This is a genomic window from Streptomyces sp. NPDC050535 (assembly GCF_044457665.1).
Lineage (GTDB): Bacteria > Actinomycetota > Actinomycetes > Streptomycetales > Streptomycetaceae > Streptomyces.
In genome coordinates, this window is the sequence record NZ_JBITHE010000004.1 from 380,731 (window position 1) to 404,070 (window position 23,340).

The 23,340-nt window shown below is 71.6% G+C and carries 19 protein-coding genes; 5 read left to right on the forward strand and 14 right to left on the reverse strand.

Features of this window, described 5'->3' with window-relative positions; genetic code table 11:
- Positions 1-99: 99 nt before the first annotated feature.
- Complete coding sequence (gene pflB, locus ACIBLC_RS12325; protein ID WP_399210785.1) at positions 100-2,397, forward strand: formate C-acetyltransferase; 2,298 nt, start codon at positions 100-102, stop codon at positions 2,395-2,397.
- The gene (pflA, locus tag ACIBLC_RS12330) at positions 2,394-3,140 is read left to right on the forward strand and encodes a pyruvate formate-lyase-activating protein (protein WP_399210787.1); all 747 of its coding nucleotides are present in this window, start codon (positions 2,394-2,396) and stop codon (positions 3,138-3,140) included. The genes pflB and pflA overlap by 4 nt, the downstream gene beginning before the upstream one ends.
- Here the strand turns inward: pflA and ACIBLC_RS12335 are convergent.
- The 4 genes from ACIBLC_RS12335 to ACIBLC_RS12350 are packed head-to-tail and all read right to left on the reverse strand — an operon-like array spanning position 3,134 to position 7,749.
- The gene (locus ACIBLC_RS12335) at positions 3,134-3,301 is read right to left on the reverse strand and encodes a hypothetical protein (RefSeq protein ID WP_399210788.1); all 168 of its coding nucleotides are present in this window, start codon (positions 3,299-3,301) and stop codon (positions 3,134-3,136) included. The two genes, pflA and ACIBLC_RS12335, sit on opposite strands and share 7 nt — an antisense overlap.
- 13 nt (positions 3,302-3,314) lie before the next feature.
- Positions 3,315-4,145, reverse strand: a complete 831-nt coding sequence (locus ACIBLC_RS12340) for a universal stress protein (protein ID WP_399210789.1) — start codon at positions 4,143-4,145, stop codon at positions 3,315-3,317.
- 27 nt (positions 4,146-4,172) lie between these two features.
- Positions 4,173-6,818 (reverse strand): pyruvate, phosphate dikinase, encoded by a 2,646-nt coding sequence (gene ppdK, locus ACIBLC_RS12345; protein ID WP_399210790.1) that lies wholly within the window; start codon positions 6,816-6,818, stop codon positions 4,173-4,175.
- 22 nt (positions 6,819-6,840) lie between these two features.
- Positions 6,841-7,749: a universal stress protein gene (locus ACIBLC_RS12350; protein ID WP_399210791.1), complete on the reverse strand. Its 909-nt coding sequence runs from the start codon at positions 7,747-7,749 to the stop codon at positions 6,841-6,843.
- Positions 7,750-8,036: 287 nt separating this feature from the next.
- Between ACIBLC_RS12350 and ACIBLC_RS12355 the strand changes: the two genes are divergently transcribed.
- From ACIBLC_RS12355 to ACIBLC_RS12365, 3 genes are all read left to right on the forward strand, one after another.
- Complete coding sequence (locus ACIBLC_RS12355; RefSeq protein ID WP_399210792.1) at positions 8,037-8,501, forward strand: cyclic nucleotide-binding domain-containing protein; 465 nt, start codon at positions 8,037-8,039, stop codon at positions 8,499-8,501.
- Positions 8,502-8,543: 42 nt separating this feature from the next.
- On the forward strand, positions 8,544-9,218 hold the full coding sequence (locus ACIBLC_RS12360) for a CBS domain-containing protein (RefSeq protein ID WP_399210794.1): 675 nt from the start codon (positions 8,544-8,546) through the stop codon (positions 9,216-9,218).
- A 135-nt stretch (positions 9,219-9,353) separates the two neighbouring features.
- Positions 9,354-10,055: a response regulator gene (locus tag ACIBLC_RS12365; protein WP_399210795.1), complete on the forward strand. Its 702-nt coding sequence runs from the start codon at positions 9,354-9,356 to the stop codon at positions 10,053-10,055.
- A 70-nt stretch (positions 10,056-10,125) separates the two neighbouring features.
- Here the strand turns inward: ACIBLC_RS12365 and ACIBLC_RS12370 are convergent, their stop codons facing one another.
- From ACIBLC_RS12370 to ACIBLC_RS12415, 10 genes are all read right to left on the reverse strand, one after another.
- Positions 10,126-11,871, reverse strand: a complete 1,746-nt coding sequence (locus ACIBLC_RS12370; protein ID WP_399210796.1) for a GAF domain-containing protein — start codon at positions 11,869-11,871, stop codon at positions 10,126-10,128.
- 170 nt (positions 11,872-12,041) lie between these two features.
- A complete protein-coding gene (locus ACIBLC_RS12375; protein WP_399210797.1) occupies positions 12,042-12,551 on the reverse strand; it encodes a flavodoxin domain-containing protein in 510 nt (169 codons plus the stop codon).
- Positions 12,552-12,594: 43 nt separating this feature from the next.
- On the reverse strand, positions 12,595-13,302 hold the full coding sequence (locus ACIBLC_RS12380; protein ID WP_399210798.1) for a CBS domain-containing protein: 708 nt from the start codon (positions 13,300-13,302) through the stop codon (positions 12,595-12,597).
- An 11-nt stretch (positions 13,303-13,313) separates the two neighbouring features.
- The gene (locus ACIBLC_RS12385) at positions 13,314-16,010 is read right to left on the reverse strand and encodes a GNAT family N-acetyltransferase (RefSeq protein WP_399210799.1); all 2,697 of its coding nucleotides are present in this window, start codon (positions 16,008-16,010) and stop codon (positions 13,314-13,316) included.
- 211 nt (positions 16,011-16,221) lie between these two features.
- Positions 16,222-17,235: a type I glyceraldehyde-3-phosphate dehydrogenase gene (gene gap / locus ACIBLC_RS12390; RefSeq protein ID WP_399210800.1), complete on the reverse strand. Its 1,014-nt coding sequence runs from the start codon at positions 17,233-17,235 to the stop codon at positions 16,222-16,224.
- 31 nt (positions 17,236-17,266) lie between these two features.
- Complete coding sequence (locus ACIBLC_RS12395) at positions 17,267-19,651, reverse strand: phosphoketolase (protein WP_399210801.1); 2,385 nt, start codon at positions 19,649-19,651, stop codon at positions 17,267-17,269.
- A gap of 154 nt (positions 19,652-19,805) precedes the next feature.
- A complete protein-coding gene (locus ACIBLC_RS12400; protein WP_399210802.1) occupies positions 19,806-20,669 on the reverse strand; it encodes a universal stress protein in 864 nt (287 codons plus the stop codon).
- A 5-nt stretch (positions 20,670-20,674) separates the two neighbouring features.
- Complete coding sequence (locus ACIBLC_RS12405) at positions 20,675-21,697, reverse strand: zinc-dependent alcohol dehydrogenase (RefSeq protein WP_399210803.1); 1,023 nt, start codon at positions 21,695-21,697, stop codon at positions 20,675-20,677.
- A 22-nt stretch (positions 21,698-21,719) separates the two neighbouring features.
- Positions 21,720-22,664: a universal stress protein gene (locus tag ACIBLC_RS12410; protein WP_399210954.1), complete on the reverse strand. Its 945-nt coding sequence runs from the start codon at positions 22,662-22,664 to the stop codon at positions 21,720-21,722.
- Between the two features lie 180 nt (positions 22,665-22,844).
- On the reverse strand, positions 22,845-23,183 hold the full coding sequence (locus ACIBLC_RS12415) for a MerR family transcriptional regulator (protein ID WP_399210804.1): 339 nt from the start codon (positions 23,181-23,183) through the stop codon (positions 22,845-22,847).
- Positions 23,184-23,340 lie beyond the last annotated feature (157 nt).

Genomic DNA, 23,340 nt, shown 5'->3' on the forward strand with positions numbered 1-23,340 from the left:
GGCGGGGTCCTGTGCACTGCCCGGCCCTCCCCTCCTGCCGCCGCACGTCACGAGGATCGAGGCGGAGACATTCCAGTGCGAGGCAAGGGAGAACCGGCGATGACAGCGACAGTGACGGCCGCGACGCGGGCGCCCGAGGCATGGCGTGGCTTCGCCGGGACACGGTGGCGCGAGCGAAGCGAGACGGGGGGCTCCCGGGCCGGAGGTCCGGGGGGCATCGACGTACGCGACTTCATCCAGGCCAACTACACGCCGTACGAGGGCGATCCGGCCTTCCTGGCCGGCCCGACGGACCGCACCCGAGCCGTGTGGGAGAAGGTCAGCGCCCTGTTCCCGGAGGAACGGCGCAGAGGCATCCTCGACGTCGACACCGCGACCCCGTCGACGATCACCTCGCACGCGCCCGGATACATCGACCGCGAGCGGGAGTTGATCGTCGGCCTGCAGACCGATGCCCCGCTGAAGCGCGCCATCATGCCGAACGGCGGCCTGCGGATGGTCGAGAACAGCCTGAAGGCGTACGGGTACGAGCCCGACCCCTTCGTCACCCGCGTCTTCGGGACCTACCGCAAGACCCACAACGACGGCGTCTTCGACGCGTACACCCCCGAGATGCGGGCCGCCCGCAAGGCCGGGATCATCACCGGTCTGCCCGACGCCTACGGCCGTGGCCGGATCATCGGCGACTACCGGCGGGTGGCGCTGTACGGCACAGCGTTCCTCGCGCACGCCAAGCGTGCCGAGCGCGCTCTCCTCGACGCCCGGCCGTCGACGGCGGACACCATCCGGGACCGTGAGGAACTCGCCGAGCAGATGCGGGCGTTGGGCGAGCTGACGCGAATGGCGGCCACCTACGGCTGTGACGTCTCCCGCCCGGCCGCCACCGCCCACGAGGCCGTGCAATGGCTCTACCTCGGCTACCTCGCCGCCGTGAAGGAGCAGAACGGCGCCGCGATGTCGCTGGGCCGCACCTCCACCTTCCTGGACGTCTATCTCCAACGGGACCTGGACGAGGGGGTCCTCGACGAGTCCCGTGCCCAGGAGCTGATCGACGACTTCGTGATCAAACTGCGAATCGTACGGTTCCTGCGCACCCCCGAGTACGACGCTCTGTTCTCCGGCGACCCGACCTGGGTGACGGAGTCCATCGGCGGCCTCGGCTCGGACGGCCGCCCGCTGGTCACCCGCACCTCCTTCCGCTTCCTCCAGACCCTCTACAACCTCGGTCCCGCGCCCGAACCCAACCTGACCGTGCTGTGGTCACCCCGACTGCCCTTCGGCTTCAAGGAGTTCTGCGCCCAGGTGTCCATCGACACCAGCGCCGTCCAGTACGAGTCCGACGAGCTGACGCGTCCGTGCACCGGCGACGACACCGCGATCGCGTGCTGCGTGTCGGCGATGGCGGTCGGGAAGCAGATGCAGTTCTTCGGGGCCCGGGTGAATCTCGCCAAGGCGCTGCTGTACGCGATCAACGGCGGCCGGGACGAGCTGAGCGGCGAGCAGATCACCCCCGGTACGCCCGCGCTGACCGGCGAGTACCTGGAGTACGGGGAGTTGTCGGCGGCGTACGACCGGATGCTGGACTGGCTGGCGGCGACGTACGTCAACACGCTCAACGTCATCCACTTCATGCACGACAAGTACGCCTACGAGCGCGTCGAGATGGCGCTGCACGACCATCCGGTGCACCGCTTCATGGCCTGCGGCATCGCGGGTCTGTCGGTCGCCGCCGACAGCCTGTCCGCCGTCAAGTACGCGCGGGTGAAGGTGATCCGCGACGCCACCGGGCTGGCGGTGGACTTCGAGACCGAGGGCGACTGGCCGGCGTACGGGAACAACGACGACCGCGTCGACGCCCTCGCGGTCGGGCTGGTCGAGTCCTTCATGGTCAAGGTGCGCGAGCACCCCGCCTACCGGGACGCCGAGCACACCCAGTCGGTGCTGACGATCACCTCCAACGTCGTCTACGGCAAGCACACCGGCAACACCCCCGACGGCCGCCGCGCCGGACAGCCCTTCGCGCCCGGCGCCAACCCGATGAACGGCCGCGACCGGCACGGGGTGGCCGCCTCGGCGCTCTCGGTCGCCAAGCTCCCCTACGACCAGGCCCGTGACGGCATCTCACTGACCACGACGATCACGCCCGAGGGCCTGGGCCACCACCCCGAGGAGCGCGCGGGCAACCTGGTCGGCATCCTCGACGCGTACACGGCCTCCGGCGGCTTCCACATGAACGTCAACGTCCTGGACCGGGCCACGTTGGAAGACGCGATGGAACACCCGGACAAATACCCGGAGTTGACCATTCGGGTCTCCGGATACGCCGTCAACTTCGTCCGGTTGACCCGCGAGCAGCAGCTCGACGTGATCAGCCGTACCTTCCACGGATCGCTGTGAGCACCGTGAAGGCCATCACGACGGGGCGGATCCACTCCTGGGACCTGTCCACCGGCGTGGACGGCCCCGGCACCCGGTTCGTCCTCTTCGTCAGTGGCTGCTCGCTGCGCTGCCTGTACTGCGCGAACCCCGACACCTGGCACCTGCGGGACGGGCGGGAGGCCACCGTCGACGAGGTGATGGCGGAGATCGAGAAGTACCGGGACTTCATCACCACGGCGGGCGGCGGGGTGACCATCACCGGTGGCGAGCCGCTGCTCCAGCCCGCCTTCACCGGCGCGATCCTGCGCCGGTGCAAGGAGGCGGGACTGCACACCGCCGTGGACACCTCCGGCGTCCTCGGCGCCCGCGCCACCGACGAACTGCTCGCCGACACCGACCTGGTGCTCCTGGACATCAAGTCCTTCGACATCCGTACGTACCGGGAGCTGACCGGCGGAGAGCTCGCGCCCACGCTCGGCTTCGCCACTCGGCTGGACCGCCTGGGCATCCCCGTGTGGATCCGCTACGTCCTGGTGCCCGGCTGGACCGACGACCTCCAGGCCGTTGCCGGGCTCGCCCGCTTCGTCGCCGGCCTCGGCAATGTCGGCCGGGTGGACGTATTGCCGTTCCACAAGCTGGGCGCCGCGAAGTACGAAGCTCTCGGGATCCCCTTCCCGCTGCGTGACAACCCGGCTCCCGAACCGGCGCTGACCGAGCGGGTGCGCGAACAGTTCAGGGAACAGGGGCTCACCGCCTACTGAGACCGGGGCCACCCGGGCCGCCGCGGGGCCCTGGTGGCCCCACGGCGCGCGCCGTCCGGTACGGCCAGGATCGCCGTGCCGATCAGGGCCTGCTCATTCACCTCGACGGCGGCGAGGCTCCCGGGTGAGCCGTCCAGGCCGACGGTGATGTTGTGGAACATGGGGAGACCTTCTTCAGGTCCCGGTGGGGACGACCACGACCGGGCAATGGGAGTGGTTGAGCAAGACGTGGGTGACCGGGCCCAGTTGCCGGCCGAGCCGGTGGGGTCCGCGGCGGGCGCCGACGATCACGACCGCGGCGTCACAGGTCGCCTTCAGCAGCGCGGACGCCGGGCCGGTCCGTACCGTGCGGATCCCTACCTCGGCATGGGGGTACCACTGCCCCGGCCCGGCCGCCGCGAGGCGGGGCACGGCCTGTTCGGTTCGGACCTGCCGGGTGGCATCCTTCTCCACCTGGCGCACGGAGACCGGGGACGGGAGTTCGGGCTCCAGGTAGCGACGGTGCCGGGCGTTCAGGACCCGCAGCCGGGCTCCGCGGCGCGCCGCCTCCCCGAAGGCGAACACGGCCGCATCCGCATCGGTGTCGCTCTCCAGCCCGAGCAACACCTCGCCACGGTCTGCGGGCCTGCGGTCCCCTCGTACGACGAGCAGCGGGCCGTGCGTATGCGCGGCCAGCCGCAGACTCACCGAGCCGAACAGCAGTCCGGCCACGCTGCCGAGCCCGCGGGAGCCGACCACGATGAGCTCGGCGTCGCGGCCGTGACGCAGCAGCGCCTGGACAGGACCGCCCTCGACGGCGAAGGCCGTGACTGGTAAGCCGGGGTGGCGGTCACGCACCCGGGAGGCGGCGGACGCCAGTACCGGGCCTGCCTCGTCGAGGTCGGGCACGGCGTACACGATGTCCAGCACGGCGCCGCGCAGCACGGCCTCTTCGCAGGCCCGGTCCAGCGCCCTTACGGCGACGAGCGAACCGTCCACGCCTACTGTCACATGACGGGTGGTCATGTCGTCCCTCCCCTTGGGTGGTGCTGTCTAGGTGGCGGCCGACGTGCCGTCGGCCCGGTTCGTGAGGGCGGCTCGGCCCGCTTCGAGGCGGGCGGCCGGGACGCGGAACGGCGAGCAGGAGACGTAGTCGAGACCGGTGTCGTGGAAGAAGTGGATGGAGTCGGGGTCGCCGCCGTGTTCGCCGCAGACCCCGGTCTTCAGGCCGGGCTTCGTGGCGCGGCCCTCCTCGACGGCGATGCGGACCAGGCGGCCGACGCCGTCGCGGTCGAGGGTCTCGAAGGGCGAGGCGGCGAGGATGCCCTGGGCCAGGTAGGCGGGGATGAAGGACGCTTCGGCGTCGTCGCGGGACAGGCCCCAGGCGGTCTGGGTCAGGTCGTTGGTGCCGAAGGAGAAGAAGTCGGCGGCCTCGGCGATACGGCCGGCGGTCAGCGCGGCACGGGGCAGTTCGATCATCGTGCCGATGGGGCAGTGGACCGTGAGCCCGGAGGCGTCCGACACCTCGGCCAGCACGCGTTCCGCCGTCCCCCGCACGATCCGCAGTTCCTCGAGCGCGCCGACCAGCGGAACCATTATCTCGGCCTGAGGGTCTCCGCCCAGCCGCAGCCGTTCCGCGACGGCCTCGGCGATCGCCCGTACCTGCATCTCGACCAGACCCGGGACGACGAGTCCGAGACGCACTCCGCGCAGCCCCAGCATCGGGTTGCTCTCGTGCATCCGCTCGACGGCCGCCAGCAGGCGTCGGTCGCGGTCGGTCGGGTGGGTGGCGACGCGTACGGCGAGTTCGGTGCGGTCGGGCAGGAACTCGTTAAGAGGCGGGTCGATGAGGCGGATCGTCACCGGCAGTCCGTCCATCGCGGCCAGGATTCCGGTGAAGTCGGCCCGCTGGAGCGGCAACAGTGCGTCCAGGGCGGCACGCCGCTCCGCCTCGTCCTCGGCCAGGATCATCGCCTCGACGAGGCTCCGCCGCTCACCGAGGAACATGTGCTCGGTCCGGCACAGACCGATGCCCTCGGCTCCGTAGCGGCGGGCGCGCGCAGCGTCCTCGGGAGTGTCGGCGTTGGCACGCACTCCCAGTCGCCGTACGGAGTCGGCGTGTTCGAGGGTACGGGCCACAGCGTCGGTCAGCACGCCGTCCCGCTCTCCGGTGTCCAGGAAGCGGCCGACCGGCGAGTCGGCCAGCGGCAGCGCGCCGAAATGGACCGTGCCCGCCGTGCCGTCCACGGAGACCACCGTGCCCTCTGCCAGCACGGTCGGGCCGGGTGCGGTGAGCGTCCGAGCCCCGACATTCACCGTCAGCTGCTCGGCCCCGCACACACAGACCTTGCCCATGCCGCGCGCCACCACGGCCGCATGGCTCGTCTTGCCTCCGCGGCTGGTCAGCACGGCCTCGGCGGCGATCATCCCGGGCAGATCGTCGGGAGTGGTCTCGCGGCGTACGAGGATCACCTTCTCCCCGGCCGCGGCGCGGCGTACGGCCTCCGCCGAGTCGAAGACGATCGCGCCGACGGCCGCGCCGGGCGAGGCGGGGACGCCGTGCGCCAGTGGTTTCGTGTCCGCGTGTGCTTCGAAACGGGGGAACATCAGCCGGGCGAGCTGCGCCCCGCCGACGCGGGCCAGCGCCTCGTCCTCGTCGATCACCTTTTCGTCGACGAGCGCCTCGGCGATGCGGAACGCGGCCTCGGCGGTGCGCTTGCCGACCCGGGTCTGGAGCATCCAGAGCGTGCCTCGCTCGACGGTGAACTCGATGTCGCACAGGTCGCGGTACTGATGTTCAAGGGTCCGCATGTGAGCGAGGAGCTGCCGGTACGAGGCCGGGTCGAGGCGGTCCAGTTCGGCGAGCGGTACGGCGTTGCGGATGCCGGCGACGACGTCCTCGCCCTGGGCGTCGGGCAGATAGTCGCCGTAGACGCCACGGGCGCCGGTCGCCGGGTCGCGGGTGAAGGCGACGCCGGTGCCGCTGCCTCTGGACGTGGTGGTCGGGCCGAGGTTGCCGAAGACCATGACCTGGATGTTGACGGCGGTGCCCAGGTCGTCGGGGATGTGCTCGCGGCTGCGGTACAGGCGGGCGCGCTCACTGTTCCAGGAGCGGAAGACCGCCCCGATCGCGCGGTGCAGCTGCTCGGCCGGGTCCTGCGGGAACTCCTCACCGGTCGCGTCCCGGATCACGGTCTTGAAGTCCTCGACGAGCTGGGCGGGGTCGTCGGTGGGTCCGTGCCGGTCGAACAGCTCCGGAGAGATGCCGAGGACGGTACGGCCGTACATCTGGAGAAGCCGGCGGTAGGAGTCCCACGCGAAGCGCTCGCTGCCGGTGGCCTTGGCCAGCGCGAGGACGGACTCGTCGCCGAGGCCGATGTCGAGGATCGTCTCCATCATCCCGGGCATCGAGAACTTGCTGCCCGAGCGCACGGACAGGAGCAGCGGGTTGTCCTGCCCGCCCAGCTCGCGGCCGATCCGGCGCTCCAACTCGGTCAGGGCGTGGGCGATCTGGGCGCCGAGCTCCTCGGGTTGCGCGCCGGTGGCCAGGTACTCCCGGCAGGCGCGGGTGGTAACGGTGAAGCCAGGGGGTACGGGCAGTCCCAGCCGGGTCATCTCCGCGAGGTTCGCCCCCTTGCCGCCGAGAACGTCCGCCATCTCACGGCCGCCCTCGGCGAACGCGTACACGTACCTGGTCATCTGTCTCACCCTCCGGGCTCGTTCAGGCGTGCGGGACGACGGCGACGGGGCAGGGCGCGTGATGCAGCGCCGCGTTTGCGACGGGGCCGATGTGGGTGCCGAGACGGGCTTCACGCGTCCGGCGTCCCACCACGACGAGGGCCGCACCGGCCGAGGCGCTGATCAGCTCGTCGGCCGCGCGTCCTTCGGTGACGCTCTCGGCGACGGTGACCTCGGGGAACTTCTCGCGCCAGGGGCGCAGCGCGGCGGTCACGGCGTGCTCGTGCTCCGCGAGCAGCTCCGGGCCCCTCATCGGGACGAGCGCGTCCGCCTCGGCGATGGACGGGGCAGCGCTGAAGGTGTGGATCACGCGCAGTGAGGAGGCCCGGCGCCCGGCGACATCGAAGGCGAACTCGATCAGTTCCTCGCAGGGCCGGCCGGTGTCGAGACCGAGCACGACATCGCGGTACGGGATCCCGGGTATCTCGTCGGGGGAGATGCCGTCCGGTGCCGAGAAGTGCTCGTCGGCGGCGCTGCCGCCCACCCTCACCAGCACCACGGGACGGGATGCCCTGGCGATGACCCGCTGCGACACCGACCCCATCAGGAATCCCGCGACGCCGCCGAATCCACGGGAACCGAGGACCAGCAGCTCAGCCTGCTCGGCCGCCCTCGAAAGGGCTGAGACCGGCGAGTCCGCCACCGCCTGGTCGATGACCTGCAGTCCCGGGTGCGCGGCGCGCACGCTGTCCGCCGCCCGCGCCGACAGGTCCTCGGCCAGGGCACGTTGGGACATGTCCGCGGGCACGGACGGGGCCGGACGCGGATGCCACTCCCAGGCATGCACCAGACGCAGCGCGGCGCCCCGGCGCGCCGCTTCCCTGGCCGCCCAGTGCGCGGCGGCCAGGCTTTCGGGAGACCCGTCGATCCCCGCGGTGACGTGTCGAAGCATGATCCGTACCTCCAGCGTTGCTGCCCGTGGGTTCTCTTCCTCCCTCGAGCCTGGTACCGGAACGAGCCGCGGCGCAGAGGCCGGGCAGGCCCCTGCGAGGGGCCCTTCGGCCCTGATGCTGTCCCGCCCGTGCACGACCGGGCGCCTCCCGCACGGCGCGGCCTCTTGCCGGCCTCCTTGGCCGATCCATGCGGCCCGGCCCGGGGGCCGGGTGGCCCATGGCGGAGGAGGGGGGACGGGAAGAGATTGGAGTCGGCAGGGTCGCGCTCCCAGGAAGAGGCAGGACCATGAACGCTTCCCCTACATCCACCATGCTGCGGGCGTTGCCCGTCGAGCACCGCGAGCGGCTGATGCGGCTCGCCCGCGAGGTGTCCATCCCGCAGGGCACCCGTCTCTTCAAGGAGGGCGGGCGCGCCGACCGGTTCTGGATCATCCGTACCGGCACGATCGCCCTCGACATGCACGTGCCCGGCCGCCGGGCAGCCGTCATCGAGACGCTCGGGCACAACGAACTCGTCGGCTGGTCCTGGCTGTTCGGACCGCACGCCTGGTGTCTGGGCGCCGAGACGACGAGTCCGGTGCGCGCCTACGAGTTCGACGCCGAGGCGGTAGGGGCCATGTGCCGGGCCGATCCCGTGCTGGGAATGGCGGTGACCCAGTGGGTGGGAGACGTCGTCGCCCGTCGGCTGCGGTCGGCGAGAACCCGCTTGCTGGACGTGTACGCGCCCTACGGCAGCGGCAACTCCCGCTGACCCGGCCACGAGGGAATCGTCGGAACCGACCAAGGAGTCACCGTGCACGGCACCCCGCACATCGTGAGCGACGTGATGACCCACACCGTCGCCTCCATCGGCCGCAGGGCCGACTTCAAGGAGATCGTGCGGCTCATGGAGGAGTGGAAGGTCAGTGCCCTGCCCGTGCTGGAGGGCGCGGGTCAGAACGAGGGCCGGGTGGTCGGCGTCGTCTCCGAGGCCGACCTGCTGTACAAGGAGGAGTTCCGCGACGCCGACCCGGACGGCTACACACAGTTGCGGCGCTTCTCCGATCTCGCCAAGGCCGACGCCGTGACCGCCGAGGAACTGATGACGTCGCCCGCCCTGACCGTCCGCGCGAACGTGACCCTCGCGCAGGCCGCCCGCACCATGGCGCGCGCCAAGGTCAAGCGGCTCCCCGTCGTCGACGACGCCGGCGGGCTGGAAGGCATCGTCAGCCGCGGTGACCTCCTGAAGGTGTTCCTGCGGGACGACGAGGAAGTCGCCGAGGAGGTCCGCAGGGAAGTCGTGTCCTATCTGTTCCCCGCGTCGTACTCGCTTGTCCGTGTGCGGGTCGAGGAGGGGGTCGTCACACTCGCCGGGCGCGTCAGGGACACCTCTCTGGTGCCCGTGGCCGCACGCCTGGTGCGGGCCGTCGAGGGTGTGGTGGGCGTGGAGTGCGAGCTCACGGGCCCGGCTCGCCGCCCGGAGCAGTGACGGCGGCCGAACCGAGGGCCGTCGCCGGATTGGGCCGGTCGGCCCTGGTGCATCCGCTTCACAGGGGTGACGATCGTCATCACAGTCACACAGTCGTCGTGTGGTCTGTGGTCCACCAGCGAACGAGGGATCGTCATGGCCGAGGCGCGTACCTTCACGGAGCAGAACCCGATCCGGGTCTTCCTGCTGGATGACCACGAGGTCGTACGACGCGGTCTCACCGACCTGCTGGACTCCGAGCCGGACATCTCGGTGGTCGGTGACGCGGGCAGCGCCGAGCACGCGCTGGTGCGCGGGCCGGCGCTGCGCCCGGACGTGGCCGTCCTCGACGTACGTCTGCCGGACGGTGACGGGATCGGTGTCTGCCGCGAGCTGCGCAGCCGGATGCCGGAGCTGGCCTGTCTGATGCTGACGTCGTTCGACGACGAGGAGGCCCTGCTCGACGCGATCATGGCCGGGGCGGCGGGCTATGTGCTCAAGCAGATCAGAGGCTCCGACCTGGTCGCGGCGGTCCGCACGGTCGCCTCCGGCCAGTCGATGCTGGACCCCACGACGACCGCCCGCCTGATGCGCTCCCTGCGCGCGGACCCCGCCGAGGCGCCCGCACTCGCACCCGAGCTCGCCGGCCTGTCGCCCCGCGAGCGGGACATCCTCGCGCTCATCGGGGACGGGCTCACCAACCGCGAGATCGGCAAGAAGCTCTACCTGTCGGAGAAGACGGTGAAGAACCACATCTCCCGGCTGCTGGCCAAACTCGGCGTCCAGCGCCGCGTCCAGGCGGCGGTCCTGGCCAGCCATCTCGAACGGCCCGACTCCCCCGGCCATCCGACGCGCTGAGTCCGCCCCGCCCCGCCGTCCGGGCCCGCCCTGCTGTCCGGGCCTGCCGCGGGGCGGCGCCCTTCTGCGGTCAGCCCCCGTCCGCGGCACGGTCCGCGGTCACGGGAACCCGCCACACCAGCCGTGTTCCGCCGCCCTCCGGCCGTTCGCCGAGCGTCAGCGTTCCGCCGAGGGTGACGGCCCGCTCCTCGATGTTCTTCAGCCCGCTGCGCCCGGCGTCACCCGGCACCCCGCGGCCGTCGTCGGTCACCGTGAGCGTCAACTCGCCCCTGGCGCACTGAAGCCGCACGTCCACCGCCTGTGCTCCGGAGTGCCGGGCCGCGTTGCTGAGCGCCTCGCCGAGCACCGCGACCGCGTGGTCGGCGACATCGCCGGGGACATCGGTCTCGACGAGCCCCTCGATGCGCAGCGCGGGCGGGAATCCCAGTGACGCGCCCGAGGCCCTCACCGCCTCGGACACCCGGCCGCGCAAACCGTCGCTCTCCCGTCCACCCCCGCCGTGGGTGCGCAGCCCGAAGATCGTGGACCGAATGATCTTGATGGTGTCGTCGAGGTCGTCGACGGTCCGTATCAGCCGCTCCATGCCCTCGGGGTGTTCCATGAAGCGCTGGGTGCTCTGCAGGGTCATACCGGCCGCGAAGAGCCGCTGGATGGCGAGGTCATGGAGGTCGCGGGCGATGCGGTCCCGGTCCTGGAGCAAGGTGATCTGATCCGCGTCCCGGCGCCGCTCGGCCAGCTCCAGGGCCAGCGCCGCCTGGTCGGCGAACCCGAGCAGCGGCCCGGTGTCCACGTCGCCGAACCGCGTACCGCCCGGCACGCGCCCCAGCAGCAGCACGCCCCGCGCCTTCCCCCCGGCGCCTAGCGGCACCGCGGCCACGGGGCCGAGCCCGGCCCATTGGGCCTCGCCCTCGCCCGTGCGTGCGTCGTGCTCGATGTCGGCGCTGACCACCGGCGCCTTCGCGCCGAGTGCCGCTCCGACGAAACCGTCCCGCGCGGACAGCACCAGACCGCTGCGTTGCTCCCTGCCCAGGCCGACCGCCAGGGCCGGCCGCAGGGTCTCCTCGCCCGGTACGCGCTCCGCGATCAGTCCCATGTCGGCGGAGACGATCTTCCGGGCCTCGTCGACGATCAGTTCCATCACTTCCGCGCTCGGCGCACCGGTCAGGAGCATGCTGGTGACCCTCCCGCTGGCCCGCTGCCAGCGCTCGCGCAGCATGGTCTCCTCGTACAGCCGGGCGTTCTCGATGGCCACTCCGGCGGCCACCGCCAGCGTCGACAGGACGGACTCGTCCTCCGCGTCGAATTCCCTGGCGCTGCGCTTCTCGGTGAGGTAGAGGTTTCCGAACACCTCGTCGCGCACCCGGATCGGTACGCCGAGGAAGGAGCGCATCGGCGGATGGTTGGCCGGGAAGCCGTACGACGCCGTGTGCTCCGACAGCTCCGGCAGCCGCAGTGGCACCGGGTGCCGGATCAGCTCTCCGAGGAGTCCGTGCCCGCTGGGCAGCGCCCCGATCTCGGACCGCCCCTCCTCGCCTATGCCGACGGTCAGGAACTCGGACAGCTTCTGGTCGCCGCCGATCACACCCAGCGCTCCGTACTCGGCGTCCACCAGCACCACGGCGGACTCGACGATGCTGCGCAGCACCTGCGGCAGGTCGAGTTCCCGTCCGACCGAGAGGACCGCCTCCAGCAGGCTGTGCAGGCGGTCGCGGGTACCGCGGACCGCGTCGATGCGCACCTGCAGCTCGCCCAGCAGTTCATCGAGCCGCAGCTTGGGCACATACTCCCCGGAACCGCCGCGTCCGTCCCCGCTCATGACTTCCTCCGACCGACACAGCAGACAAGGCGGTTCGAACCCGTTCCCCTGCCCTCACCGTACTGTCCGCAGGCCCTCGGCATCACCATCGAGCGGACCCAGGACAGACTCGCATCCCGGCGGCGCGGACCACTCCTTCGATCGGGGACGGGAGATCAAGCCCGCATGGTTCAGGCCCTCTGCGGCTCGGCCGTGGACTCGGCGCCGATCCGCGTGGCCCATTCCTCGATCTGCGCGAAGTCGCGGAAGTCCCCGCCCTTTCCGGAGGAGACGATCTTCCGGGCGATGAATCCTGTCGCTCCCTCCTCGAGACAGCCCCCGAACGTCATGTGTTCCCCGGCATCGAGACGGACCATGGCCCGTCGCACACCGGGCACGGGCGGGATGTCCCGTTCCGAGGCCGTGGCGTCGAGCGGGCCGCTGCTGAAGAACCACAGCGGGCGCCCGGCCAGCGCGCGGCCGTGACGGCGGACGAAGCGGCGGGCGTCCCGGTGCCAGCGCCCGGCGTACAGCCCGCCACCGACCACCACCGCGTCGTAGGGCTCCACGTTCGTCACGGACCGGGCAGGAACCGCCTCGGCCGACAGTCCCTCCCTGCGCAGGACTTCGGCGATGGTCTCGGCGATCCGCGCGGTCGAACCGTTCGTCGTTCCGTAGGCAACCAGCACGTTGCTCAGCATGACGGTGCGCCTCCTCTCAGGGGCCTTCTCGGTCATCGTCCGGTCACACACCGTGCATGGCGGGCTCGTCCGGCCTCAGGTGCGAGTCGTCGAGCCGGTAGGTGAGTTCGTCGATCACCGCGACGACGCCGTCGACGCGGTTGGTCATGGCGAGGGCGATCTCCGCCTCGCTCCTGCGCTCCACATGGCCCGCGAGCGTCACGACCCCTTCGTCCACACCGACCTCCACGCTCGTCGGCGCCAGCCACAGCGAGCGGACCAGCACCTCGTCGATCACCTCGCGGCGGATCTCGCCGTCGGGCTGCAGGAAGACCTGGATCTGATCGCGGCGGGTGACGATGCCGACGAGCCGGTCCTCCTCGTCCACCACCGGCAGCCGCTCCACCCGGCTCCGTGTCATGGTCCGGGCGGCCTCGGCGATGGTGTTGTCGGCGCGGACGGTGACCGGCGGAACGGACATCAGCTGTCCGGCGGTACGGGCGTGCGCCTTCGCGGCCTGCCCACGAGCGGCGTGGGTCAGTTCGGCGAGCCGGAAGCGCCGCTTCGGCCTGCCCGGGCCGGGTGTCCGCGCCTGCCTGACCATGAGGTCGGTCTCGGAGATCACCCCGATGACCTTCTCGTCCTCGTCGATCACCGGCAGTCCGCTGATCCGGTGCTCGGCGAGCAGCCGGGCCACCTCTTTGAACGGGGTGCCGTACAGCGCCCGGACGACCTCCGTCACCATGACGGATCCGACCTTGTCGTGCTTCATCTGGTTCCTCCTCAGCGCAGTCGGCGCAGATAGGGGTGCTGGGTCCTGCGCGGCAGCAGGCGGACGCGCGCGTCGAGCACGGTGACCGCGTCAGGCGTCGCGAGGACGGGGTTGAAGTCGGCTTCGGCGAGCTGCGGCAGGTCGCCCGCCATGCGGGACAGCCGCAGGAGCATCTGTTCCAGGCCTGCGAGGTCGACGGGTCCGCTGCCGTGTGCCCCGAACAGGAGCGGTGCGCAGCGCGGTGCGGTGATCAGGTCGTGGACGTCGTGGTCGGTCAGCGGTGCGAGGCGGGCGGCGTGGTCGGCCAGGACCTCGGTCGCGGTGCCGCCGAGCCCGAACAGTACGAGCGGGCCGAAGACCTCGTCCTGCACGACTCCCGCGAACAGTTCGGTGCCGCGCGCGGCCAGGGGCTGGACGACCGCCCCGGTCATCAGGCCGGCGAACCGGCTCTCGAAGTCCCGGAAGGCGGCCCGGACCTGGGCTTCCCCTTCGAGATCGAGGTGCACGGCGTGCTGTTCGCTCTTGTGGAGCTGGCCGGGCCAGTGGGCCTTCATGACCACCCGGCCGTCGGGGCCGCGCAGCCGTTCGGCCGCGATGACGGCGTCGTCCTCCGTCTGCGCCCAGGACCACGGGAGTTGGGGAATGCCGTAGCAGGTGAGGAGTTCGGCGCAGGTGCGCGGGTCGAGCCAGCCGCCGTCCGGGTGGGCGGCGAGGTACGTCTCGGCGACCGCGCGGGCCCGGGCCGTGTCGACCTCCGCGAGCTCCGGGTTCGTGCCCGCCGTCCGGCCCAGCCAGGCCGCGCGGCGAGCGGCGTGGGCCAACGCACCTGCCGCCGCGCCGGGTTCGGCGTACGAGGGGATCGCGCCGCCCTGGGTGGCCGGCAGCAGCCTGACGGGCAGGTCCTGCTCCAGGCGTACGACGGCGACCGGAAGGGCGCGGCGTGCGGGGCCGCGGGTGACGGCCCGCACGAGGTCGTCGCCGGTCGCGGCCGCGACGGCCGTGGGCACGAGGGCCAGCAGGACGGCGTCGATACCCGGGTGCCGCATGATCCGGTCCACACAGTCCCCGAGTTGCTCCTCCGTGACGGCGGCGGTGACGTCGACGGGGTTGCCCGCGGTGGCACCGTCGGGCAGTACGGCGGACAGGCTTTCGACCAGCGAGGGGGTGAGTGGCGGAAGCGAAAGACCCGCCTCCGCGCAGGCGTCCGCGGCCAGGACTCCCGCGCCGCCCGCGTTGGTGACGATCGCCACGCGGGTCCCGGCCGGCAGTGGCTGGGAGTGCAACAGGGCGGCGACTTCGAGGAGTTCGCCCACCGAGCGGGTGGCGGTGATGCCGGCCTGGGTGAACAGCGCCTGCCGGGTCATGGTCGGGGTCGCGGCGGCGGCGGTGTGCGAGGCGGCGGCGCGACGGCCGACGTCGGTGCGGCCCGCGTCGACGGTCAGCACCGGCATACGGCGGGTCACGCGCCGGGCGGTACGGGAGAACGCCCGCGGGTTGCCGAAGGACTCCAGGTGCAGCAGGGCGAGGTCGGTGCGGTCGTCGCTCTCCCACCACTGGAGCATGTCGTTGCCGCTGACGTCGTACTTGTCGCCGAGCGAGGCGAAGGACGAGACACCGATACCGAGCCGGGACAGGCCGTCGAGCAGGGCGATGCCGACGCCGCCGGACTGCACGGCGACGCCCGCCGTGCCGGGGCGCGGATGATCCGCCGCGAAGGTCGCGTCGAGGGAGAGCGCCGGGTCGGTGTTGGTGATGCCGAGGCAGTTGGGTCCGGCGAGCCGCATGCCGTACGTGCGGCAGGCGGCCATGAGGGCTTCCGCCTGCCGGCTGTCGAGGCCGGCCGAGACGACGAGCAGTGCCCGCACCCCGGCCTTGCCGCACTCCTCCGCGGTGTCGGGGAGGGCTGCCGCGGGCACCGCGAGGACCGCGAGATCCGGGACCTTGGGCAGCGCGCTGACCGAGGGGTAGGACGGCACGCCGAGGATCGAGGTGGCACGGGGGTTCACCGCGAAGAGCCGACGGGTGAAGCCGCCGGTGTGCAGGTGGTGCAGGAGAGCCCGCCCGACCGACCCCGGCCTGCGCCCGGCACCGACCACCGCGATCGCGTCCGGTCGCAGCAGCGGCTCCAGGCTGGCCACGTCGGCGGCCCGGCCGCGTGCCTCGACGGCGGAGAGGTAGGCGTCGTCCTCCTCGTCCAGTTCGATGGCGCACCGCACCTCCGGGCCCTCGAACCGGCGTGCGGTGCGCAGGCCCAGGTCGGCGAAGAGCCGGAGCACTTCGTGGTTCTCGGAGAGCGCGTCGGCCGTGAACCTGGTGATGCCGTCCGCGCGGGCGGCGGAGACCAGGTGCTCGACCAGGAGGGTGCCGACGCCCCGGTGGTGCAGTCCGTCGGCCACCGCGATGGAGAGCTCGGCCGTGGGCGCGTCGTCGCCGACCTCGTACTCGGCCAGGCCGATCACCCGGTCCTTCGACTCGGCCAGCAGCGCCCGGTATCCGGGGCGGGGCGGCGCACAGGCCCGGTCGGCGGCCATCGCGGCGGAACGCGGGCTCGCCGCGAAGAACCGCAGCCGCAGACTCTCCGCGGACATCTCCTCGTAGAGCTCCCGCAGTTGGTCGTGATCGCCCGGCCGCACAGGACGTATGCACACGGTGGTGCCGTCCGAGAGCAGGGCATGGACCGTGGGTCGGCTGCGCGTGTCATGCGTCATCGTGGGTCTCCTCCAGCGCCTTTTGACACTTCGAGCATCCAGCGGATCGGGAGGTGATCCCATGGGCTGTCCGGGGCCGCGCCGGGGGCCGGTCGGCCCTAAAGCCTGGTCCCGCCACGCGCGCCCGGGCCCACGCCCGCACCCGGCGGACATCGCGGGTGCGGGCGTGGGCCCGGGCGGGGTGGTGGTGACGCCGGTGTAGGGGTCGGGGTCAGTCGGCGGCCACCAGTGCGGTGAGGTCCAGGAGCCGGTTGGTGTAGCCCCACTCGTTGTCGTACCAGCCGAAGACCTTGACCAGATTGCCGTTCGCCTGGGTCAGGGCCGGGTCGAAGACGCAGGACGCGGGGTCGCCGATGACGTCGCGGGAGACGATGGGCGCCTTCGACACACGGAGGATGCCGTTCAACGGGCCCTCCGCGGCCTCTGCGAAGGCCGTGTTGACCTCTTCCACCGTCGTATCGCGCCGCAGCACCACCGCGAGGTCCGTGAGCGAACCGTCCTCGACGGGCACGCGGACCGCGATGCCGTCCAGGGTGCCCGCGAGTTCCGGCAGCACCAGGCCGACGGCGCGGGCGGCGCCCGTGCTGGTCGGGATGATGCTCAGAGCCGCGGAGCGGGCCCGGCGCAGGTCCTTGTGCGGGCTGTCCAGGAGGGACTGGTCGTTGGTGTAACCGTGGATGGTGGTCATCATGCCGCGGTCGATGCCGAAGGTCTCGTGGAGGACCTTGACCATCGGAGCGACGCAGTTGGTGGTGCAGGAGGCCGCCGACACGATCCGGTCACTGTCGCGGTCGTACGTGCCGTCGTTGACGCCCATGACGATGGTGGCGTCCGCGTTCTTGCCGGGCGCGGAGAGCAGCACCGTGTGCGCGCCGCTCTTCAGGTGCAGTGCGGCGGAGTCGCGGTCGCGGAAGTGCCCGGTGGACTCGATGACGATGCCGGCGCCGTAGTCGGCCCATTGGAGGGCGGCCGGGTCGCGTTCGGCGGTGACGGCGATGCGATGGCCGTCGACGGTGATCGAACTGTCGTCGTGGGTGACCTCGCGGCCGATGCGGCCGAACGTCGAGTCGTACTCCAGGAGATGGGCCAGGGTGGCGGGCGGAGCGATGTCGTTGACGGCGACCACCTCGACGTCCTGGGTGCCCGCCTCCGCCCGGTCGAGGGCCGCGCGGAGGTAGGTGCGACCGATGCGGCCGAAGCCGTTGATGCCGACGCGTGCGGTCATGGCGTTGAACTCCTTTGCGGGGTAGGGGTGTTCAGGCCGTCCAGGTCCAGTCGGTGACCTCGGGCAGGTCGGTGCCGTGCTCGCGGATCCAGGCGTGGTGGCGGGTGCGGGCGTCGGTCATCGACTGGCGTACGGCCGCCGCGCGCACTGCCAGGCCGGGGACCCGGTCGATGACGTCCATGACGAGCCGGTAACGGTCCATGTCGTTGCGGACGACCATGTCGAACGGCGTGGTGGTGGTGCCCATCTCCTTGTAGCCGCGGACGTGCAGGTGGGCGTGGCCGGTGCGGCGGTAGGCGAGGCGGTGGATCAGCCAGGGGTAGCCGTGGTAGGCGAAGATCACCGGCTTGTCGGTGGTGAACAGGCCGTCGTACTCGGCGTCGCTCATGCCGTGCGGGTGTTCCTCGCGCGGCAGCAGCCGGGTCATGTCGACGACGTTGACGACCCGGACGGCGAGTTCCGGCAGATGACGGCGAAGCAGATCGGAGGCGGCCAGGATCTCCAGCGTGGGTACGTCGCCCGCGCAGGCGAGGACGACATCGGGTTCCCGATCGCCGTTCGACGAGCCCGCCCAGTCCCAGATCCCGGCACCGCGGGCGCAGTGGGCGCGGGCCTCGTCCATGGACAGCCAGTCGAAACAGGGCTGCTTGCCCGCGACGATCACGTTGACGTAGTCACGGCTGCGCAGGACGTGGTCCGCCACGGACAGCAGGGTGTTGGCGTCCGGCGGCAGATAGACCCGTACGACCTCGGGGCTCTTGTTGAGGACGTGGTCGACGAACCCGGGGTCCTGGTGGGAGAAGCCGTTGTGGTCCTGACGCCAGACATGCGACGTCAGAAGGTAGTTGAGGGAGGCGATCGGGGCCCGCCACGGCAACTCCCGCGATGTCTTGAGCCACTTGATGTGCTGGTTGACCATCGAGTCGACGATGTGCACGAACGCCTCGTAGCAGGAGAACAGTCCGTGCCGGCCGGTGAGGAGATACCCCTCCAGCCAGCCCTGGCAGAGGTGTTCGGAGAGGATCTCCATCACCCGGCCGTGCCGGTCCAGGTGTTCGTCCACCTGGAGGGTCTGCGCCTGCCAGGCCTTGCCACTGGCGTTGAAGACGGCTTCCAGCCGGTTGGAGGCGGTCTCGTCGGGGCCCACAAGGCGGAAGTCGCGGCTCTCCGACGTGTCCCGCATGATCTGTTCGAGGAGGTCGCCGAGGATCCGGGTGGGCTCGTGCAGGGTGGCGCCCGGCTTGTCGACGGGGACGGCGAAGCGGTCCAGGGACGGCATCGGGAGATCACGCACGAGCAGGCCGCCGTTGGCGTGCGGAGTGGCGCCGAGCCGGCGGGTTCCCTCGGGGATGCAGGCGAGGACGTCGGCGGTGGGCCGCCCGTCGGCGTCGAAGAGCTCCTCGGGGCGGTACGAGCGCAGCCAGGACTCCAACTGCCGCAGGTGGTCCGGGTTTTCGCGTACGCCGGACAGCGGGACCTGATGGGCGCGCCACGTGCCCTCGACCGGGACGCCGTCGACCTCGGCGGGCCCCGTCCAGCCCTTCGGCGTGCGCAGCACGATCATGGGCCAGAGCGCGCGCTCGGTCACGCCGCCCTCACGGGCCGTGCTCTGCGCGAGGGCGATGCGGTCCAGCGCCTGGTCGAAGGCGTCCGCCATGGCACGGTGGACCTGGTGCGGGTCGTCGCTGGTGACGTGGATCGGATCGTGGCCGTATCCGCGCAGCAGTTCGTCGAGTTCGGACTCAGGGAGACGGGAGAGCACCGTCGGGTTGGCGATCTTGTAGCCGTTGAGGTGCAGGATCGGCAGCACGGCGCCGTCGTGCACCGGGTCGAGGAACTTGTTGGAGTGCCAGGACGCGGCGAGCGGCCCGGTCTCCGCCTCGCCGTCGCCGATGACGCAGGCGACCAGCAGGTCCGGGTTGTCGAAGGCGGCGCCGTACGCGTGCGCGAGCGAGTAGCCCAGCTCGCCGCCCTCGTGGATCGAGCCCGGGGTCTCCGGCGCTACATGGCTGGGCACTCCGCCGGGGAACGAGAACTGCCGGAAGAGCCGGTCCATCCCCGCCGCGCCGCGCGGGACGTTCGGGTAGGTCTCGCTGTAGCTGCCCTCCAGCCAGGAGTTCGCGAGCACCGCGGGGCCGCCGTGGCCCGGCCCCCACACGCACAGCGCGTCGAGACCGCGGGCCTTGATCACCCGGTTGAGGTGCGTGTACACGAGGTTGAGGCCCGGGGATGTGCCCCAGTGGCCGAGCAGCCGCGGCTTGATGTGGGCGGCGGTGAGGGGTTCGGTGAGGAGCGGGTTGGCCATCAGATAGATCTGGCCGACGGCAAGGTAGTTGGCGGCCCGCCAGTGGGCGTCCAGGGTGCGCAGTTCCTCGTCGGTCAGTACGGTGCTGTTCCGCTGTTCGGCCTTGGGCATGGTGACTCCGTAAGTCATCGGGGCGAGTCGGGCTTCGGGAAGGGGCGCGAGCCGAGGGCGCCCGCTCGTCGTGGTGTTCGGAGGGCGCCGCGTTCACACGCGTCCCGGGGCATGTGAACCCGCGCGGCGCGCACCCGGTGGCGCTCTGAGCCGGTCACGCCTGTTGGGGTACGACGGCCACCGGGCAGGCGGAGTGGTGCAGGACCGCGTGGGCGACCCGGCCGAGCTGGAGCCCGAAGTGGCCGTGGCGCCGCTGGGCGCCGACGACGAGCAGGCCGGCGTCGGCCGAGGCGTCGAGCAGCACCTTGTGGGCGGCGCCTTCGACGGTACGGCGGTGCAGTTCCACACCCTCCGGGGCTTCCCGCAGCGCCGCGTCCAAGGTCCGCACGGCCCTCTCCTCGTGCAGCCGGGCGGGTTCGCCGGCCATCAGAGGGTGGTCGGTGGTCTCGTACCCGGGGCATCGCCAGGCGCGTACGGCTTCCAGCGGCACCCGGCGTTCCGCCGCCTCCTGGAAGGCGAAGCGCACGGCCGCCGAGTTCTCCGGCTCCTCACCGACGCCCAGCACGACGCGCCCGCGCATGGCGGGGTCCGCCTGACCGTCGTGGCTGCCGCGCAGCACGATCACCGGGCAGTCGGCGCGGGCGGCGACCGCGAGGCTGACCGAACCGAGCAGCAGCTCGGCGATGCCGCCGCGGCCGCGCGATCCCAGGACCAGGGCGAAAGCGGTGCGGCCCTCGCGCAGCAGCACCGGCACCGGCTCTTCGGGCAGTACCTCGGTGGAGATCTTCACGTCCACCTCGCGGCGGTGCGCACGCTTCGCGGCGGCCTCGACGACGGTGTCGGCCGACACCTGTTCCGAGGACCTGCCAAGACCCGTGGCGCTCTCGTACTGCTCCCACAGCGAGGCGTACACCAGCCGCAGCGGCAGCCCGCGCAGAGCGGCCTCAGCCGCCGCCCAGTCCACGGCGCGCAGACTCGGCTCGGAACCGTCGACGCCCACGACCAGGGGGAGTTGCATCGCCGTCACCTTCCCGCGGCCATGTCGAAGACGATCCGCGCCTTGATCTCGCCGCGCAGCACGTCGTCGATGGACTCGTTGACGCTCGCGAGCGGCCGTGCTTCGTAGATGACTCTGGTGCGTCCGGCCGCCTGGAGCTGGAAGACCTCGGCCAGGTCCTGCCGGGTACCCACGATGGAGCCGATCACCGAGGTGCCGTTCAGCACGGTGTCGAAGATCGGGACCTGGATCGTGCCGTGCGCCGGCAGGGCCACCAGCACGAGCTTCCCGCCGCGCCGCAGCCCGGCGTACGCCGCCGAGAACGCCGCCTCGTTCACCGCGAGCGCGATGGCGGCATGCGCACCGCCGTACCGCTTGAGCACCTCGCCGGGGTCGTGCTTGCGGGCGTCGATGACGAGGTCGGCGCCGAGCTCCGCGGCGAGTTCGAGCTTCTCGTCGGTGACGTCGATCGCGGCGACGGTCGCCCCGGCGATCTTCGCGTACTGCACCGCCAGGTGGCCCAGTCCTCCGACCCCGGAGATGGCCACGAGCTGGGTCGGCCTGACGTCGGCGACCTTGAGGGCCTTGTACGTGGTGACACCGGCGCAGCTCAGCGGGGCGGCCTCCAGGGCGCTGATGCCCTCGGGCACCGGCTGGGCGAAGTCTGCCCAGGCGAGCATCTTCTCGGCGTACCCGCCGTCGCATCCGTATCCGGTGTTGATCTGCTGCTCGCACAGCGTCTCCCAGCCGGACAGGCAGAACTCGCACCGCCCACACGTCCTGCCCAGCCAGGGCACGGCGACGCGCTGCCCCGGCGCGAGGTGCGTGACGCCGTCACCGAGGGCCTCCACGAGGCCGACGCCCTCGTGGCCGGGGACGAACGGCGGGCTCGGCCTGACCGGCCACTCTCCGCGGGCGGCGTGGATGTCGGTGTGGCACAGCCCGGAGGCCTCGACCCGGATACGGACCTGTCCGGGGCCGGGCTCGGGATCGGGGCGCTCCTCGATGACCAGGGGCTCACCGAATGCACGTACGACTGCTGCCTTCATGGAATCTCCTCCTCGGGGCAGGTCAGCCGTGCGGGACGACGGCGACAGGGGCGGTGGCGTGGTGCAGTACGGCGTGCGTGATCGGGCCGATGCGGGCGCCGAGCGGGCTGCGGCGGATTCGGCGGCCGACGACGACCAGGGAGGCCTCGCGGGAGGCGTCGACCAGGTGAATGGCGGCCGTTCCGTACCGGGACTCCTCGACGACCTCGACGGCGGGGAACTTCTGCCGCCAGGGGCGCAGGACCTCGGTGAGGGCGGCGGCTTCCTGCAGGGACAGCTCGGTGTGGAGTTCGAGGTCGGAGGAGAGGCCGTACGCGTAGTAGGGCGGCGGGTTCCAGCCGTGGAGAACCCGCAGGGAGGTGGCACGGCGGTCGGCGGCGTCGAAGGCGAACTCGACGAGCGAGGGGTCCGGGTCCTCTGTGTTCAGGCCCAGGACCACGGGCCGGTAGGGAGCAGCGGCGGACGGGATGCCCGTCGGATCCATCAGGTGCTCGTCGGCGGCCTGCTCCCCGGCCCGTACCAGGACCACGGGCCGGTCCGCGTGCGCCACGACGGCGAGGCCGACCGAGCCAAGCAAAAACCCGCCGACCCCGCTCAGGCCACGCGACCCCAGGACGAGCAGCGCGGCGTCCTCGGCCGGCTGCGCCAGGACCTCGCCGGGCCGGCCGGAGATCTGCTCGGCGGTGATCTCGACGCCGGGGTGCCGCAGCCTCAGTCCCTCTGTGGACTCACGGCGGATCCTCCCCCAGCCTTCGGCCGCGGGATCACCCGTCTCGTTTCGCTCGCTCCGGTGCTGCTGGTGCTCGGCACCGACGAGCCGGGTCCGCGCCATCGGTGCGGGAACCGGCTCCCAGACGTTGACGAGCTTCAGCGGCAGGCCGCGCAGCTTGGCCTCCCTGGCCGCCCATTCGGCGGCGGCGCGGCTCTCGGGCGAGCCGTCGAGGCCCACCGTGACGGTGCGGGGCATGGTCTCCACCTCCTGGATCGGGATCGGGATCGCGCGATCCGATTCCAGAGTGGTGTCGATCGAGTTCACGGTGCAGGGGCCGCAGGTCCCTGGCATGGGCCGATCGGCCCATGCCGACCGGCGGGCGTGGCGGGCCCGTTGCGGGGACCCGCCGCCACTTCGGCCTGTCCATCCCGAGCCTCAGGCAGCGGCTGTCGGGTTCGTGCTTTCGGCGGTGTGGTGGTGTTGGGTGTTGATGCGTTGGGCTTCTTGGAGTTGGTCTTCGAGGATGACGATGCGGCAGGCGGCGTCGACGGGGGTGCCCTGGTCGACGAGTTCCCTGGCGCGGGCGGCGATGCGCAGCTGGTAGCGGGAGTAGCGGCGGTGGCCGCCCGCGGAGCGCAGCGGGGTGATGAGGCGGGCTTCGCCGATGGCGCGGAGGAAGCCCTGGGTGGTGCCGAGTATTTCGGCGGCGCGGCCCATGGTGTAGGCGGGGTAGTCGTCGTCGTCGAGCCGGCCGAACGAGTCGTCTGCTGTCATCGCACCTCTCTGTGGAACGCGTGGAGGGGCCCTGGCGCTCGTCGCGCCAGGGCCCCGAAGGAACTGCTACACCATCTGCCGGCCCTGATGCTGCGCCGGCCTACTTGTTTCCGCGGACCCGACCAGCATGCCGTCGGGGGCGCGGGGATCGCGGTTG

What these genes read in the sequence shown, in the direction of transcription:
- ACIBLC_RS12370 (WP_399210796.1), bottom strand. Translation starts at nt 11,871, where the DNA reads ATGAGCGGGGACGGACGCGGCGGTTCCGGGGAGTATGTGCCCAAGCTG.
- ACIBLC_RS12365 (WP_399210795.1), top strand. Translation starts at nt 9,354, where the DNA reads ATGGCCGAGGCGCGTACCTTCACGGAGCAGAACCCGATCCGGGTCTTC.
- ACIBLC_RS12380 (WP_399210798.1), bottom strand. Translation starts at nt 13,302, where the DNA reads ATGAAGCACGACAAGGTCGGATCCGTCATGGTGACGGAGGTCGTCCGG.
- ACIBLC_RS12355 (WP_399210792.1), top strand. Translation starts at nt 8,037, where the DNA reads ATGAACGCTTCCCCTACATCCACCATGCTGCGGGCGTTGCCCGTCGAG.
- ACIBLC_RS12335 (WP_399210788.1), bottom strand. Translation starts at nt 3,301, where the DNA reads ATGTTCCACAACATCACCGTCGGCCTGGACGGCTCACCCGGGAGCCTC.
- ppdK (WP_399210790.1), bottom strand. Translation starts at nt 6,818, where the DNA reads ATGACCAGGTACGTGTACGCGTTCGCCGAGGGCGGCCGTGAGATGGCG.
- ACIBLC_RS12375 (WP_399210797.1), bottom strand. Translation starts at nt 12,551, where the DNA reads ATGCTGAGCAACGTGCTGGTTGCCTACGGAACGACGAACGGTTCGACC.
- ACIBLC_RS12405 (WP_399210803.1), bottom strand. Translation starts at nt 21,697, where the DNA reads ATGAAGGCAGCAGTCGTACGTGCATTCGGTGAGCCCCTGGTCATCGAG.
- ACIBLC_RS12415 (WP_399210804.1), bottom strand. Translation starts at nt 23,183, where the DNA reads ATGACAGCAGACGACTCGTTCGGCCGGCTCGACGACGACGACTACCCC.
- ACIBLC_RS12350 (WP_399210791.1), bottom strand. Translation starts at nt 7,749, where the DNA reads ATGCTTCGACACGTCACCGCGGGGATCGACGGGTCTCCCGAAAGCCTG.
- ACIBLC_RS12340 (WP_399210789.1), bottom strand. Translation starts at nt 4,145, where the DNA reads ATGACCACCCGTCATGTGACAGTAGGCGTGGACGGTTCGCTCGTCGCC.
- ACIBLC_RS12395 (WP_399210801.1), bottom strand. Translation starts at nt 19,651, where the DNA reads ATGCCCAAGGCCGAACAGCGGAACAGCACCGTACTGACCGACGAGGAA.
- ACIBLC_RS12385 (WP_399210799.1), bottom strand. Translation starts at nt 16,010, where the DNA reads ATGACGCATGACACGCGCAGCCGACCCACGGTCCATGCCCTGCTCTCG.
- gap (WP_399210800.1), bottom strand. Translation starts at nt 17,235, where the DNA reads ATGACCGCACGCGTCGGCATCAACGGCTTCGGCCGCATCGGTCGCACC.
- ACIBLC_RS12410 (WP_399210954.1), bottom strand. Translation starts at nt 22,664, where the DNA reads ATGCCCCGCACCGTCACGGTGGGCCTCGACGGCTCGCCCGAGAGCCGC.
- ACIBLC_RS12400 (WP_399210802.1), bottom strand. Translation starts at nt 20,669, where the DNA reads ATGCAACTCCCCCTGGTCGTGGGCGTCGACGGTTCCGAGCCGAGTCTG.
- pflB (WP_399210785.1), top strand. Translation starts at nt 100, where the DNA reads ATGACAGCGACAGTGACGGCCGCGACGCGGGCGCCCGAGGCATGGCGT.